Here is a 14,226-nt window from a genome sequence, read left to right on the forward strand (position 1 = left end):
TGATGCTCCGTTCGAGGCACCCCCGAACGGCCCAAGGCCGGACGCAGCGTGGCCGCCGATGCCCCGATCGGATGGTTGCGTAGAGCCAGACATCAACGGACGTGGCTGCGCGCCGATGCGTCTGGCCACAGGTTCGTGCGGTGCCGACGCGTTGTGGACCAAGGCAAAAGGGGCTGGTTCGGGGTGGACGAGGAGTTGCCCGGACGCTGGCCCGCCCGGCTGCGTCCGGACCGGCTGGCCGCTCTGGCCTTCGAGACCCCATATCTGGCCGGTGATGTGACCGCGATCGCCGACCGGCTGATCGAGTTCCGCGCGGCGCTGCCCTGGGCCAAGCCGCACTACCCGGTCCGGGTCAATCCGGCGCCGGCGGTGATCAGTGCGCTGGGCGGGCTGGACATGGGCTTCCAGGCCGGTTCGCCGGCCGAGCTGAAAATTCTGATGGAGCAAGGGGTCGAGGCTTCACGAGTACTGCTGGGCAACACCGTGCGCTCGGGTCCGCACCTGCGCTCGGCGTTCGCGGCCGGGGTCTGGCGGCTGGCCTTCGAATCCGAGCACGAATTGCGGCGGATCGCCGAATTCGCCCCCGGATCCTGCGTTTACCTTCAGCTGAGTCTGGGCCGGGAGGCAGTGCGGCCGATCGGGGCCGACCCGGACCAGGCCTGCGCGCTGCTGACCAAGGCGGCCGAGCTCGGCCTGGTGCCGTACGGCCTGTCGGTCCAGCTGGAAGAAGTGGCCGATCTGGCCGTGGTCGGGCAGGCGATGTCCGACCTGACGGAACTCGGGCTGGGTCTGGCCATGCTGAATCTGGGCAGCGGTTTCACCGACCCCCCAAAGGCGGGCGTTCCAGCGTCCATGGTTGGAATCGGTACGGCCATCGGCGAAGCCCTGGACGAACTGCTGCCCTACCGCCCGGCCGACCTGATCTGCGAGCCCGGCCGGTACCTGGTGGCGGACAGTTCGGTGCTGGTCAGCACGGTGCTGGAGCGCTACCGGCGCAACGGGGTGGACTGGCTGGTGCTGGACGCCGGCATTCATCAGGGACTGGCGGGCGGATGGGCGCTCCCCCTGACCTCCTCGGCTTCGAGCCCGACGCCCGCGCTGTTCAGCCTGGCCGGGCCGACAGCCGACCCGGACGACGTGATCGCCGGGGCGATCGGCCTGCCCGAGAACATCCAGCCGGGCGACCTGGTGCTGTTCGGTGCGCTCGGCGCCGCCTACGCCCAGGCCGCCCGACCACGAAACCTCTTCGTCTAGGCGTTCTTCCAGTCCGACAGCGAGGTCAGCATGAACCCGGCTCCACCCGGGTCGGCAACTCCGGCCAGCCGGCCGAACGGCGTGTCCTCGGGGGCCATGTTGACGCTGCCGCCATGCTTCTGGACCGTCGCCACGGTGGCGTCGACGTCGTCGCAACCCAGGTAGAAGTGCCAGTTGGCGGGCACGCCGGGCGGCAGGAAGGTGGCGTCCATGATGCCCGCCACCTGCACTGCGTCGGCGATCTGGACGGTGTAGCGGAAATCGTCGCTGTCGCCGGTGACCTCGGTGTCCCAGTTGAAGACGGCCTTGTAGAAGCTGACCGCGGCCGGGTAGTCGGTGGCGTGCATCTCGACCCAGGACGGAGCGCCGTCCTCGTCCCAGATCTGCGTGCCCGGGTGTTCCTTGGCCTGCCAGGTCGAGACGAAAGCACCCGACGTGTCCCGAAAGACCGCCATCCGGCCGAAGTCGCCCACATCGAAGGCGTCCACGACGACCGCGCCACCGGCCTCGCGCACCCGGCCCTCGGTGGTCTCAACGTCGTCGGTCTGGAAGTAGATGTTCCAGACGTCCGGCATCTCCGGCTGCTGCTTGCCACCCAGCCCGGCCACGTCCCGTCCGTTGTGCTTGAACATCACGTAGTTGCCGAACTCGGCACCGCTGACGTCGTAGGTCCAGCCGAACACCCCGGCGTAGAAGTCGCGCATCCGCTCAGGGTCGGAACTGGAGAGGTCGAACCAGATCGGGGCCCCGGCGGGGGCGGTGTCACGGAAAGGCATGGCGATCTCCTCGGGTGATCTTGACCTGCGCGGGCACAGCGTAGTGTGATCGCGCCGTCACCGTCCGCTGATCGTGATTCGATGTTCCGGTGGAGCGCATCTGGCTGGACGTCCCGTTCGACGAAAAAGACCTGGCCAAGGCGGCGGGAGCGCGCTGGGACACCCGAGCCCGGTCCTGGTACGCGCCGCGGGCGGGGATGAGCGATCTGGAGCAATGGACGGCCGCGGAACCTTTGCCGGACCTGTTACCGGGTGAGGACCGCCAGTTGGGGTCCGGGTTGTTCGTCGACATGGTGCCCTCGACCTGCTGGTTCACCAATGTGCGTTCCTGCGTGTCGCAGCGTGACTGGGAACGCATCCGGCGGATGGTCACCGCCCGGGCCGGGCAGCGGTGCGAGACCTGCGGCGCCCCGGAGGACCGGGCCCGCCGTCGCTGGCTGGAGGTGCACGAGCGCTGGACGTACGACGTGCCCAGCCAGGTGCAACGCCTGGGCCGGCTGATCTGCCTGTGCTCGGACTGCCATTCGGCCACGCACTACGGCCTGGCCGGGATCCGGGGCCGGGCCTCGGCCGCCCGCTCGCACATCCAGAAGGTCACCGGGCTCAGCGCGGCCGACGTGAGCATCCTGATCGAGGTGGCGACCGAGCAGTTCTACCAACGCTCCAGCCACCCCTGGGAACTCGACCTCTCCATCCTGACCGACACGGGCGTCACGGTTGCCCCGCCACCCAGCGCCGAGGATCGCCCGGCCGCCGCCCGCGACGGCCTGTACCAGAACTTCAGGAGGTCGAAATGAGTTCCAGGCCGCGCCAGTCCGCGCGCCACCGGTCGAACTCCGCCACCGGCATCGGTTTGGCCAGCACGTAACCCTGCGCCGTGTCGCACCCGAAGCTCACGAGTTTGACCAGGGCCTCGGTGGTTTCGACACCCTCGGCCACGGTGGTCAGGCCCAGGTTGCGGCCCAGCTCGATCACGCTGCGCACGATCAGCTCCTCACCGGCGTCCTGCTCCATCGCCTGCACGAACGAGCGGTCCACCTTCAGCTCGCTGATCGGCAGGCTGCGCAGCTGCTTGATGCTGGTGTAGCCGGCCCCGAAGTCGTCGATCGAGATCGAAACCCCCTGCGCGGCCAGGCTCTGCAGCAGCTGCCGGGCCCGCACCGGGTCGGCCATCAGCGCGCTCTCGGTCACCTCGAGCAGCAGTTGGCCGGCGTCCACCCCGTGCTCGGTCAGCAGACCGCGCACCACCCGGTCGAAGTCCTCGTCGTGCAGGTTGCGGGCCGAGGTGTTCACCGCGATCTTCAGCGGCTGCCCGGCGTCGGTCCAGACCCGGGCCTGGGCCAGCGCCAGATTCAGCACGTGCTTGGTGATCGCGCCGATCAGGCCGGTGTTCTCGGCCAGCGGGATGAAGGCGTCGGGCGGGACCAGGCCGCGCTCGGGGTGCCGCCAGCGCAGCAGTGCCTCGGCCGAGTGCACCTGGCCGTCGGTCAGCGAGACCTTGGGCTGGTAGACCAGATACAGCTCGTCGTTGCTGAGTGCCCGCCGCAGGTCCCCGAGCAGGGCCAGCCGCTGCCGGGTGTTCACGTCGTCGCGCGGGTCGTAGCCGGCCACCCCCAGGCTGCGGCCCTTGGCCACGTACATCGCCACATCGGCCCGTTGCAGCAGCCCGGCGGCGGTGTCGTCCGCCACCGGCTCGGAGACCGCCACCCCGATGCTGGCTTCCACGTCCAGCTCCACGCCCTCCACCACGAACGGCTCCTCCAGCGCGTCGTGCAGCTTCCAGGCCACCGCGCAGGCCCCGTTCAGGTCGCTGACCTGTGGCAGCAGCACCGCGAACTCGTCCCCGCCGAGCCGGGCGACCGAGTCCACCCCGCGCAGCGCTCGCTGCAGGCTCTGCCCCACCTGGATCAGCAGTTCGTCGCCGTAGTGGTGGCCCAGCGTGTCGTTGATCTCCTTGAACCGGTCCAGGTCGATCAGCAGCAGGCCGACCTGGATGCCGTGCCGGGCGCCGTCGCGCATCGCCTGCTGGATCCGGTCGGTCAGCAGGGCCCGGTTCGGCAGGCCGGTCAGGTCGTCGTGCAGCGAGCGCCGCTCGATCTCGCTCTGCAGCTCGCGCTGCTGGGTCACGTCGTGCGCAGTCAGCAGAATGCCCTCCAGCCCGGGCACTGCGCTGTGGTCGCGGAACGAGACCTCCAGGGTGCGCCAGACGCCCTCACCGTCCTCGTCCCCGCTCTGTCCGGGCCCGGCCCTCAACCGCAGCTCGGCGCGCACCGCCCCGGAGTCCGGGCCGACCGCGGTCAGACTGGTCAGCAGCAGGTGGCGATCGGCCGGGTGCAGGCGCTGAAGCACCACGTCGCTGCCGGTGCCCAGATCGGGCCCGGTGTCCAGCACCCGCTCGGCCGTCGGGGTCAGGAAGGTGGCCAGGCCATCCCGGCGCAGCACCATGATCAGCGCCGTCGACTCCTCGGCGATCAACCGGAACCGCTCGATGTTGCGGGCATCCACCTCGGCCAGCACCCGGCTCAGCCGCCACCCGCCCGCCAGCAGGCCGATCATCAGCCCGGCCAGCACAAACGCAGCGATGGTGGCGGCGTCGCTCAGCCGGCGGGCCCGGTCGGTCGCGGTCTTCACCGACTCCGACGCATCCTCGAGCCGCTTCAGCGTGGCATCCAGCGCCGGATTGATCTGGGCCCGGACTGCGCTCGTCCCGTTGGCCCCCTCGATGACCGTGGCCAGCCGGCGGTCCACCACTCGGGCGTAGTTCTGGTAGCCGGTGTACAGCTCGTCGATCCGGCGCTGGTTCAGCCCCGGCCCCTCCAGCCCGGCGATCCGCCGGACGGTCTCCTCCCGGCTGCCGTTCAGCCAGCCGAGCGCCACGCTGCGGGCCAGCTGACCGCTGTGCGCCCGCCACTCGATCGCGTCCTGGGCGTGCACGGCACCCTCGATGATCGCCAGCTCACGCTCGGCTCGGCTGCCCCGTTCGACACCGCGCTTGAGCGCGAACACGCCGGCCACCAGCGCCAGCAGGATCAGCAGGGCGATCAGCGCGGCCCGGGTGTACCTGCGCACCGGTTCCGGCCGGGGTGGCCGGGCGGAACGCAGGGGCAGAGGCATGTCGATGGTTTCGGCGGGCCGGGTGCGCCAGTCAAGCTCCGATACCGACAAGCTTTGAGTACTGGTAACCCCTGGGCGCACTGACGACATCAAATGACGTCACGGATAATCGGGATGTGTCGCCCCCCTTGATGATCGCGCATCGCACCCCGGCCGACCGCAACGGTTGCCAGGCCCTGGTGAACTCCGGTGCGAACGTGTTCGAAGTGGACCTGATGCTGGCCGCGGACGACGAGATCGTCCTGTCCCACGACATCCCGTTCCTGACCTCGCTGCCCTGGTTCCGGCACGACGGGCTGCGGCTGATGTTCGGCCGGCACCCGTCGGGCCCGCCGCTGGAGGCGGTGGCCGAGCTGCTGCCGCCCGAGGTGGAGATGCTGCTCGACCTGAAGTGCGACCGGGGCACCGAGGCCTTCCGCCTGGTGCGCAAGCTGCTCACCCTCGAGCTGGACCCGGCGCGGTGCTACGTCAGCAGCAAGAACTGGCGTTCGCTGGAGGAGCTGGAACGCGAGGGCTTCCGGACCTGGCGCAGCGTGGCCCACCCGTGGGCGTTGCGGAGTCTGCTTGAGGACGATGCCGTGCCCGGCTACGCGGTCACGGTGCGGCACCCGATGCTGACGGCCGGGCCGGAGGGCTCGATCGAGCGCCTGCAGAGGCTGGGCAAGGTGATGGCCTGGACGGTGAACGACCCGCGCCGGGCGAACGAGCTGGTTGCGGCCGGGGTCGACGGCGTGACGTCGGACCGGCCGGAGGTGTTCAGCGCGATGAGCAACACCGTGCTGGGCTGAGCCCTACTTACGCTTGTTCTTGGCCGGGCGGTCCGGCTGCTTCTGCATCCGCGGCCGCCCCAGGGCCTCTTCGTCGATCTTCTTGGCCTCGTCCCAGGCCTTCCAGCCGCCGAACGCCAGCCAGAGCAGACCGAACACCAGGCCGAAGGTGTCGCCGTTGATCGCGCCGTAGACGGCCCGGACCATGCCGAGGAAGCCGAAGACCGACCAGAAAATGATCCTCAGGCGCTGTTCCTTGGTCATGCCGGTCAATCTACCGGCAGGTCTGCGCCCGAAGGCGTCACGATCGGGTCACCGCCGCCCGTAGCGGTCCCGGTCCAGCTTGCTCAGCGGCTGCTTCTTGGCCCGCTCGCGCAGCACGATCACCACCGACACGGCCAGCCCGCACCAGGCCCCCAGCAGACCGCCCGAAACCGTGCTGTTGAGGTCGGTCACCACCGTGACCACCACCAGGACCGCCAGTACGGCCAGCCAGATCGCGATCCAGATCCGCATCCGCGGGGTCAGCTTGAACTCGCCCATGGCGTCAATCTACCCACTGGCCGGTTCGGCCCGAGCAGCGAGAGTCCGCAAGGACTGGACGAAGTCGGCCCCCGACCGGCGTCACGCCTGGCCAGGGGCCATTCTCACTGCTCGACCTGCGGAGAGCGAGGGATTCGAACCCCCGGAGGCTTTGACACCTCAGTGGTTTTCAAGACCACCGCCATCGGCCACTCGGCCAGCTCTCCTTCGCGTCCGGAAGACGCGCGTACCAGTCTGGCACAACGGCAGTGATCTTCCCCAGCAGGGGAGCAACTCATTCGTCGTAGCGCCACCAGAACCAGCGCGAGGATCGGGGCTCGCCCGCCGGGATGCCGAGCCGGGCCGAGGCCAGCACGTCGGAACATCGGGGGCACAGCGGCGCTCCGTCGTCGTGCCGGGGAAGGGTGTCGCGGGCGCAGCCGACACAGCGGATCGGCCGCACTCCCTTCCCGGGCATGACCAGCGGGGCGTCGTTCGCGAACATCTGACTCATGACAGTGGTCTCCGTCACCCGTCCCCTGAGAACCCGCAGAGCCTGAGCGCGGGCCACGAACCAATGCGCAGCGTAATCGTATCGCTACGATAAGCGATGGCGATATCTCACGCACCGGAGTGTGCTCTGTATCGGCAGACCGCCTGAACGGCTTGACCCGGTCGATCGACCGGGTTCACAGGGTGGGGTGTTCGGAGGGCTACTGCGGGTTTCAGATGTAGATCGCCGGGTCCTCGGCCCAGTGCTCGTGCATGTCCACCTCGGGCTTCTTCACCACACCGGGCACGCCGACCACGACGGCGTCGTCCGGAACGTCGCGGACCACCACGGCATTGGCTCCGACCTGGGAGTTCTTGCCGATCGTGATCGGCCCCAGGACGCGCGCGCCGGCCCCCACCACGACCCCGTCGAGCAGGGTCGGGTGGCGCTTGCCGCGCTCCAGGCTGCGCCCGCCGAGGGTCACGTCCTGGTAGAGCATCACGTCGTCACCGATCTCGGCGGTCTCGCCGATCACCACCCCGGTGGCGTGGTCGATGAAGAACCGGCGGCCGATGGTGGCCCCGGGGTGGATCTCCACCCCGGTGACCACCCGTGTCCACAGCGAGATCAGACGCGCCGGGACCCGCCAGCCGCGCCGCCACATCCGGTGGGTGATGCGGTGGCTCCAGATCGCCTGCAGCCCGGGGTAGCCCAGGATCAACTCGGCATTGCTGTTGGCCGCGGGATCGCGCAGCTTTGCCGCGTGCAAATCTTCCCTGAGCGCACCCAGGATGCTGGCCGGCTTCATCAGTCCAGGAGGTCCTTGAAGAGGATGGTGGACAGGTAGCGCTCACCGAACGACGGGATGATCACGACGATGGTCTTGCCGGCGAACTCCGGGCGGCGGGCGACCTGGTCGGCGGCCCACAGCGCAGCGCCGGAGGAGATGCCGACGAGCAGGCCCTCCTCCTTGGCGGCCCGGCGGGCCCACTCCACCGCGTCGTCGACCTCGGCGTCGAACACCTCGTCGTAGACCTTGGTGTCGAGGATCTCGGGCACGAAGTTCGCGCCGATGCCCTGGATCGGGTGCGGGCCGGGGGCGCCACCGTTCAGGATCGGCGACAGCTTCGGCTCGACCGCGAAGATCTTGATGTCCGGGTTCTTCTCCTTGAGCACCTGGCCGACGCCGGTGATGGTGCCCCCGGTGCCGATGCCGGCGACCACCGCGGCGACCTGGCCGTCGGTGTCGTTCCAGATCTCCTCGGCCGTGGTCTTGCGGTGGATCTCCGGGTTGGCCTCGTTGGCGAACTGCCGGGCCAGCACCGCGCCGCGCTCCTGACCGATCTCCTCGGCCTTGGCCACCGCACCCTTCATGCCCTCGCTGCCCGGGGTGAGGACCAGCTCGGCGCCGTAGGCGCGCAGCAGCGCGCGGCGCTCCTTGCTCATCGTCTCGGGCATGGTCAGCACCACGTTGTAGCCGCGGGCGGCCCCCACGAAGGCCAGCGCGATACCGGTGTTGCCGCTGGTCGCCTCGACGATGGTGCCACCCGGCTTGAGCTGGCCGGATGCCTCGGCGGCGTCGATGATCGCCACGCCGATCCGGTCCTTCACGCTGTTGGCCGGGTTGTAGAACTCCAGCTTGGCCGCGATCGTGGCGCCGGCTCCCTCGGAGAGCCGGTTGATCCGGACGAGCGGAGTGTTTCCGACCAGCTTGGTCGCGTCATCGTAGATCGGCATTGCTGCAGGTCACCCCTCTGAGAGACATTCCTTGGCGATATGGTCGAGAAACCGATTGTTCACGGGTGTCCGACGCTGGGCAAGAGGTACTCAGCCCGCGACGAACGACAGCCGCACCTTCCGGACCTGGTTGTCGGCATTGCTGTCGACGAGCACAACGCTCTGCCAGGTGCCGAGCGCCGGTTCGCCGGCCAGGACCGGGATGCTGACCGAGGGACTGACGAAGGCGGGCAACACGTGGTCGCGGCCGTGGCCGAGACTGCCGTGCCGATGCCGGTAGATGTCCTCGGCCGGCAGCAACCGGTCGATCGCGCCCGCCAGGTCCGGCTCGCTGCCCGACCCCGTCTCCATCAGCGCAACCCCGGCGGTCGCGTGCGGGACGAACACGTTGACCAGGCCGTCTCCGCGACCGGCGCAGAATCGCGCCAGCTCTCCGGTGAGCTCGGTGACGAGCCGGTCCCCGGAGCGGACGGTGATCTCGGTGCTCTCCATAGGGTGAACCCTAAGCCTGTCTTGCATCCCCCCAAAGAGGGGGCTTGGTCTCAATCGGCCCGGAGCCACACCGTGGTCTCGCCCGGCAACTCGTCCCCGGACAGATCGCGGCTGGCCACGAGCACCTTTCCGGCCGGCCGCGGCACCGGCGCGGTGCCGAAGTTGGTGACCACTTCCCAGCCACCCTCTCTGCGGAAATGGAGGACGTTCGTGGGCCCGGACGTCTCGAATTGGAGGGTTTCGGTGGTTTGCAGTTCCCGGCGAAGCCCCAACGCCTTGCGGTACAGCGCCAGGACCGAGTTCGGGTCGGCCTCCTCGGCCTCGACCGAGAGCTCGCCGAACCAGTCGGGCTGGGGCAGGTGCGCACCGCCGCTGCCGAAGCCGAACGACGAGCCGCCCTCGGCATCCCGAGAACGCTTCCAGGGCAGCGGAACCCGGCAGCCGTCGCGGCCCTTGAGCTGGTGGCCGGTGCGCAGCCAGATCGGGTCGGCCAGCTGATCGCGCGGGATGTCGGCGACCTCGCGCAGGCCCAGTTCCTCGCCCTGGTACAGGTACATCGAGCCCGGAAGGGCCAGGAGCAGAAGGGTGGACGCGGTGGCTCGCCTCAGTCCGACGGCGTCATCGGGCAACGGGTCCAGTCCTTCGGCCAGCAGCCAGTCGGCCAGGCCGTCCTGCCCGATCCCGTTGGGCAGGCCGTAGCGACTGCGGTGGCGCACCACGTCGTGGTTGGACAGCACCCAGGTGGAAGAAGCACCGGTGGCGGCCGACTCGGCCAGGTTCTCGCTGATGCTCTTGCGGAAACCCTCGGCGTCCCAGTCCTCGCGCAGCAGGTCGAAGTTGAACGCCTGGCCGAGTTCGGTGGGGCGGGCGTACAGGGCGCGGCGAGCGGTGGGCACCCAGGCCTCGGCCACCGCCGCGCGCGGCGGGTTGTACTCGTTGAAGACCTCGCGCCACTCCTCGAAGATGGTGTGGACGTCGTCGCGGTCGAACAGCGGGTTGGTGCCGTCCAGCGGGAGCGCCAGGTCGGGGATCTCGGGCATGCTGCGCAGCGGCTCGGAGAGGTCCTTGGCCAGGCCGTGGGCCACGTCCACACGGAAACCGTCCACCCCACGGTCGGACCAGAAGCGCAGCGTCTTGCGGAAGTCCTCACGGACCTCGGAGTTGCTCCAGTCGAAGTCCGGCTGCTCGGGGGCGAACAGGTGCAGATACCACTGCCCGTCCGGCACCCGGGTCCAGGCGCTGCCGCCGAAGTGCGAGATCCAGTCCGAGGGCGGCTGGTCGCCGTTGGGGCCCAGGCCGTCGCGGAAGATGTACCGATCACGGGCCTTCGAGCCGGGCTCGGCGGCCAGCGCCTCCTGGAACCAGACGTGCCGGTCGGAGGAGTGGTTGGGCACGATGTCGACGATCAGCCGGATCCCGGCCGCGTGCAGTTTCGCGCTCATCTCGTCGAAGTCTTTAAGACTACCGAGTTTCGGGTCCACGTCGCGGTAGTCGTCCACGTCGTACCCACCGTCGGCGAGGGCTGAGGGGTAGAACGGGCTCAGCCAGACCGCGTCGACGCCCAGGGCTTTGAGGTACGGCACCTTGGCGGTGACACCGGCGATGTTGCCGATGCCGTCGCCGTCGCTGTCGGCGAAACTGCGCGGGTAGATCTGGTAAACGACGGCCTGCCGCCACCAGTCGGCTTCCGGATGAGGGGTACGCGCAGTATCAGCCACTCTGGGTCTCACTCTCATGAGGCGTAGAAACTTGCTACTTCCACCCTCGCACGTTGCCGAACCGGATGCCCGAGCGCATCACGTTGACAATCCCTCTCCCTAGGATCAGTCTTCGGTTCGGTATCAGATGCCCCAGGACCCACGGTGAGTTCAAAGTCCGGCGGGGTGCCCTGACCTGGGCAAAGATGGCTGATCTGGCGTAGCTGACCCTGGATGCTGGGCGGGCACGACCTTAGTTGATCATGGATTTTGTCTAGGAACCCGTGATCGCAGAAGGCCGTGCCCGTGGAGCTATCCAACATCATCCTGCCCTCGTTCGGCCAGTCCTCGGCCCCGGATCGTGTCTGCTCTGATGTCACGCACGGTGAGGTCGAGAGTGTCGCCGTGGTGCTGGCCCGGGTGCCTGACCCGCGGAAGGCTCGTGGTGTGCGCCATGGAGTGTTCGGTTTGTTGATGGCGGTCCTGGTGGCGGTCCTGGCCGGTGCGGAAACGACGATCGAGATCGCTGAGCATGTGCAGGATCTCAGCGGCCGGCAGCGGCGGGCGATCGGATTGAAGCGGGCAAAGGCGCCGAGCCTGTCCACGATCCGGCGTTTCCTGATGGTCCTGGACCAGCAGGTCCTGCAGGCGGCCCTGAACGTGTGGGCCCAGGCCCATGCTGCGCGGATCGCTGCGAACCGCAGCGGGTTACGGCACTTCGCGGTGGACGGGAAGTCGATGCGGGGCGCCGCCTGCAAGGGCCGCCCGAAACCGCATCTCCTGGGAGTCCTGGACGTCGGGGCCGGCCTGTTCGTCGGCCAGCTGCCGGTCGCGGCCAAGACCAACGAGATCGGCATGTTCACGCAGGTCCTGGACCAGATCGATAACCTGGACGGGGTACTGGTCTCGGCCGATGCGATGCATACTCAGACCGCTCACGCCGAGTACCTTCACGAGCGTGGAGCCGGTCTGCTGGTCGGGGTGAAAGGCAACCAGCCCACCCTGTTCGAGCAGGTCACCGCCCTGCCCTGGGACGACGTCCCGATCGGGGACACCCAGATCGGGACCCGCCTGCATCACCGGATCGAAAAGCGCGTGGTGAAGGTGACCTCGATCGGATACCAGGACGAGCAGATCGCCTTCGCGCACGCCCGGCAAGTTGCCCAGGTCACCCGCTACATCAAGCGCAAGACCCGCACCGGCCGCCGCTGGTACTGGAAGAAGCTCGAGACCGCCTACTATCTTTGCACTCTCGACCAGATCCGGGTCCCGGCCACGCGGCTGGCCCAGGCTGTCCGTGAGCACTGGATGATCGAGTCCTGGCACTGGTCACGCGACGTGACATTCCGGGAAGATTCCCACCGTGCCCGCAGCGGCAACATCGCCGCCAACCTCGCCGCGCTCCGCAACACCGCCATCAGCCTGCTCCACCTGGCCGGCACTACCCAGATCGCCCGCAACCTCCGCGGCCTCGCCCGCAATCCCGACTACGCCATCAGCCTTCTGAACAGCCAAAACCCGACTTTGAACTAACCGTGCCCAGGACCGACAAGGAAGCCGGTGGCGTCCGAGAAGCCCGGCGTCGACTCTTGTTTCCGCCACCATCCGCCACGTCTGCAACTACCGAACGGGGTCTATCCAGTTACTCGACCGCTTGACCTCTTCTATCTGCTGAAGTTCGGCCGGGCTGACCCCGGGCCGATCGTCCACCTCTTCAGGTGGGTAGATATCTACGCCGGAAGGAACCCCCATGACAACGACGCCGCCATCCAGGAATCCTCCGACCCAGCCCAACCGAGATTCAAGATCATCCATTGCTCTGGCCCGCACCACCTGCCCCTCCTGTAACCAGGGAGGAGGCGGGACATGGAGAGTGAACGATTGGTCAGCCCTCCTGGGAAAGACCCGTCCGACAAGACTGCGGAGAGCCAAATTTGCTTCTTCCATGGTGGTCACAGCAGCGGACTCCACAACGCCCGTCGAAGTTTCGAAAGAAACCGTATAGCGCCGATCCAGCCGATAAGAAAGCCATGCTCGAATCATCCTACGAATCCTCGGAACTCAATACAAAAATTTCGTTCGGACGCTCTTCGACCAGTGGGGCCCGGACACCGATCGGACCTGCACCTACTCTCGATCACAGGCGACCGTGTCGGAACCGCTCCACCCTCGATAGGTAGTCCAGTAAGCCGTGATAATACCTTTTGTCCCGTAATTCTCGCCGGCAAAAATTAGGTCCTGATTATCTTTCGACCGATTGGACGTCACGACACACATTCGACGCTTCTGGCCACCAGGCGTCTGGTATTTCTTGACGTAGATCCAACCGCCCCACTTGTTCTCGTAGCGACTGCCGTTGTCGATGGCGCTCTTCCAGAGACCCTTGGCATAGCTTGTGGTTTCGTGATTCTCGGTTTTTCTCCCACCACCACCGATCTTGATGTGGTGGAGCCCGTAACTGGTCGTACCGGCGCGGAGCGGAGTCTTGTTACTCCCCGATCCGTACCAGCCGACGATCTGCGCGGACTTACCGGCAGGTCCGTCCTTGGGAGCGGAGGCAGAGGCCGGAGAGCCTGACGCGACGACCGCCAGCCCGACGCTCGCCACCAACAGGCTACTGCTGCGCAGCCAGCGCATCGACACCGCCCCGACACCGGCCGGAGCCAATCTTTCCCATGTCATTTCGATCTTTCCCATCCCTGGTCGCTACGGTCCGATCTAAACTCTCGTCTCACTGCACAACGAGGAGAGCCCATTTCTGACGACCGACGTCCAGGTCCTGCTCGAGTCGAACAGCAGACCCGCTCTTGGCATCTCCCGCCGCCAGCACAAGAGTGGGGGACGATGTCGCGTACACGATCTGATCCAGGTCGGCGTACTGAAAACTCTGCTTACCGTTACCGACAGCGGACTTCAGGAGCAGGGGCGCGCCGGGGCTGAAGCTGTTGACGGTCAAGGCCTTTCCTGGGTGGCCAACGTTGATCCACACCGGATAGCCGTTGATCTTGCCGATCTGCCAGCGCTGATACTTGCTCGACGAAGAACACTTCTTCAGCACTGCCTTACCGTTACTGGTACTCATGCAGAATTTGTCACCGTCGGCCCGCAGTCGCAAGCGGTACTCGCGAACCGCACTGGCCCGAATGCCAGCCTCCGGCTCAGTTGTGACCTTCGCCGGTCCCGGACCGCCGGAACCGTGGGACCCGTCTTCCGCGTGAGCTGCAACAACGGGCACCGAGAACACCATCATCAATGCCGCTGCCATTACAAGCCGAATTCGTCTGCGCACCGTCCGCCACCATTCCGAAGATTTCACCCCCGACCCATTCGCAACATATCGACAGCAGCATTTTCCCGTCAATAGCTTGGAATAA

General features: G+C 67.5%; 15 protein-coding genes and 1 tRNA gene. 4 read left to right on the plus strand and 12 right to left on the minus strand.

Features of this window, described 5'->3' with window-relative positions:
- Window positions 1-183: 183 nt before the first annotated feature.
- A complete protein-coding gene (locus LR394_RS27115; protein ID WP_231447239.1) occupies window positions 184-1,254 on the plus strand; it encodes a type III PLP-dependent enzyme domain-containing protein in 1,071 nt (356 codons plus the stop codon).
- Here the strand turns inward: LR394_RS27115 and LR394_RS27120 are convergent.
- Window positions 1,251-2,030 carry a VOC family protein gene (locus LR394_RS27120; protein ID WP_231447241.1) on the minus strand — a complete coding sequence of 260 codons (780 nt, stop codon included), beginning with the start codon at window positions 2,028-2,030 and terminating at the stop codon, window positions 1,251-1,253. The two genes, LR394_RS27115 and LR394_RS27120, sit on opposite strands and share 4 nt — an antisense overlap.
- An 89-nt stretch (window positions 2,031-2,119) precedes the next feature.
- On the opposite strand from LR394_RS27120, the gene LR394_RS27125 reads away from it, so the two are divergent.
- Window positions 2,120-2,827: a DUF5710 domain-containing protein gene (locus LR394_RS27125; protein WP_231447243.1), complete on the plus strand. Its 708-nt coding sequence runs from the start codon at window positions 2,120-2,122 to the stop codon at window positions 2,825-2,827.
- On the opposite strand, the gene LR394_RS27130 is transcribed toward LR394_RS27125, so the two are convergent.
- Window positions 2,811-5,144, minus strand: coding sequence for a putative bifunctional diguanylate cyclase/phosphodiesterase (locus LR394_RS27130; RefSeq protein ID WP_231447245.1), 2,334 nt, complete (start codon window positions 5,142-5,144; stop codon window positions 2,811-2,813). The genes LR394_RS27125 and LR394_RS27130 overlap by 17 nt on opposite strands.
- A gap of 116 nt (window positions 5,145-5,260) precedes the next feature.
- Between LR394_RS27130 and LR394_RS27135 the strand changes: the two genes are divergently transcribed.
- On the plus strand, window positions 5,261-5,932 hold the full coding sequence (locus tag LR394_RS27135; RefSeq protein WP_231447247.1) for a glycerophosphodiester phosphodiesterase: 672 nt from the start codon (window positions 5,261-5,263) through the stop codon (window positions 5,930-5,932).
- A 3-nt stretch (window positions 5,933-5,935) separates the two neighbouring features.
- On the opposite strand, the gene LR394_RS27140 is transcribed toward LR394_RS27135, so the two are convergent.
- The 8 genes from LR394_RS27140 to LR394_RS27175 all read right to left on the minus strand — a co-directional run bounded on the left by LR394_RS27140 (window position 5,936) and on the right by LR394_RS27175 (window position 10,891).
- Complete coding sequence (locus LR394_RS27140) at window positions 5,936-6,175, minus strand: hypothetical protein (RefSeq protein ID WP_231447249.1); 240 nt, start codon at window positions 6,173-6,175, stop codon at window positions 5,936-5,938.
- A gap of 48 nt (window positions 6,176-6,223) precedes the next feature.
- The gene (locus LR394_RS27145) at window positions 6,224-6,454 is read right to left on the minus strand and encodes a hypothetical protein (protein ID WP_231447251.1); all 231 of its coding nucleotides are present in this window, start codon (window positions 6,452-6,454) and stop codon (window positions 6,224-6,226) included.
- Between the two features lie 119 nt (window positions 6,455-6,573).
- A tRNA-Ser gene (locus LR394_RS27150) sits at window positions 6,574-6,660 on the minus strand.
- 68 nt (window positions 6,661-6,728) lie between these two features.
- Window positions 6,729-6,947: a hypothetical protein gene (locus tag LR394_RS27155; RefSeq protein ID WP_231447253.1), complete on the minus strand. Its 219-nt coding sequence runs from the start codon at window positions 6,945-6,947 to the stop codon at window positions 6,729-6,731.
- Between the two features lie 211 nt (window positions 6,948-7,158).
- A complete protein-coding gene (gene cysE, locus LR394_RS27160; protein WP_231447255.1) occupies window positions 7,159-7,734 on the minus strand; it encodes a serine O-acetyltransferase in 576 nt (191 codons plus the stop codon).
- Entirely contained in the window at window positions 7,734-8,663 is a 930-nt protein-coding gene (cysK, locus tag LR394_RS27165; protein ID WP_231447257.1) for a cysteine synthase A, read from the minus strand. Before cysK ends, cysE begins: the two co-directional genes overlap by 1 nt.
- A 90-nt stretch (window positions 8,664-8,753) precedes the next feature.
- Window positions 8,754-9,155, minus strand: a complete 402-nt coding sequence (locus LR394_RS27170) for a YjbQ family protein (RefSeq protein ID WP_231447259.1) — start codon at window positions 9,153-9,155, stop codon at window positions 8,754-8,756.
- A gap of 50 nt (window positions 9,156-9,205) precedes the next feature.
- Window positions 9,206-10,891 (minus strand): glycoside hydrolase family 13 protein, encoded by a 1,686-nt coding sequence (locus tag LR394_RS27175; RefSeq protein WP_269329854.1) that lies wholly within the window; start codon window positions 10,889-10,891, stop codon window positions 9,206-9,208.
- Window positions 10,892-11,158: 267 nt separating this feature from the next.
- Between LR394_RS27175 and LR394_RS27180 the strand changes: the two genes are divergently transcribed.
- Entirely contained in the window at window positions 11,159-12,385 is a 1,227-nt protein-coding gene (locus LR394_RS27180; protein ID WP_231447263.1) for an ISAs1 family transposase, read from the plus strand.
- Between the two features lie 594 nt (window positions 12,386-12,979).
- Here the strand turns inward: LR394_RS27180 and LR394_RS27185 are convergent.
- Entirely contained in the window at window positions 12,980-13,549 is a 570-nt protein-coding gene (locus LR394_RS27185; protein WP_231447265.1) for a hypothetical protein, read from the minus strand.
- A gap of 34 nt (window positions 13,550-13,583) precedes the next feature.
- Window positions 13,584-14,117, minus strand: a complete 534-nt coding sequence (locus LR394_RS27190) for an RICIN domain-containing protein (RefSeq protein WP_231447266.1) — start codon at window positions 14,115-14,117, stop codon at window positions 13,584-13,586.
- Window positions 14,118-14,226: the final 109 nt, after the last annotated feature.

Origin of the sequence: Kineosporia babensis (assembly GCF_021129305.1) — a bacterium.
In the GTDB taxonomy this organism is placed as follows: Bacteria; Actinomycetota; Actinomycetes; order Actinomycetales; family Kineosporiaceae; genus Kineosporia; species Kineosporia babensis.

Bases quoted from the DNA above. Each gene is read 5' to 3' on its own strand.
- LR394_RS27120 (WP_231447241.1), bottom strand. From the start codon at position 2,030: ATGCCTTTCCGTGACACCGCCCCCGCCGGGGCCCCGATCTGGTTCGAC.
- LR394_RS27130 (WP_231447245.1), bottom strand. From the start codon at position 5,144: ATGCCTCTGCCCCTGCGTTCCGCCCGGCCACCCCGGCCGGAACCGGTG.
- LR394_RS27140 (WP_231447249.1), bottom strand. From the start codon at position 6,175: ATGACCAAGGAACAGCGCCTGAGGATCATTTTCTGGTCGGTCTTCGGC.
- LR394_RS27145 (WP_231447251.1), bottom strand. From the start codon at position 6,454: ATGGGCGAGTTCAAGCTGACCCCGCGGATGCGGATCTGGATCGCGATC.
- LR394_RS27155 (WP_231447253.1), bottom strand. From the start codon at position 6,947: ATGAGTCAGATGTTCGCGAACGACGCCCCGCTGGTCATGCCCGGGAAG.
- cysE (WP_231447255.1), bottom strand. From the start codon at position 7,734: ATGAAGCCGGCCAGCATCCTGGGTGCGCTCAGGGAAGATTTGCACGCG.
- cysK (WP_231447257.1), bottom strand. From the start codon at position 8,663: ATGCCGATCTACGATGACGCGACCAAGCTGGTCGGAAACACTCCGCTC.
- LR394_RS27170 (WP_231447259.1), bottom strand. From the start codon at position 9,155: ATGGAGAGCACCGAGATCACCGTCCGCTCCGGGGACCGGCTCGTCACC.
- LR394_RS27175 (WP_269329854.1), bottom strand. From the start codon at position 10,891: ATGAGAGTGAGACCCAGAGTGGCTGATACTGCGCGTACCCCTCATCCG.
- LR394_RS27185 (WP_231447265.1), bottom strand. From the start codon at position 13,549: ATGGGAAAGATCGAAATGACATGGGAAAGATTGGCTCCGGCCGGTGTC.
- LR394_RS27190 (WP_231447266.1), bottom strand. From the start codon at position 14,117: ATGGCAGCGGCATTGATGATGGTGTTCTCGGTGCCCGTTGTTGCAGCT.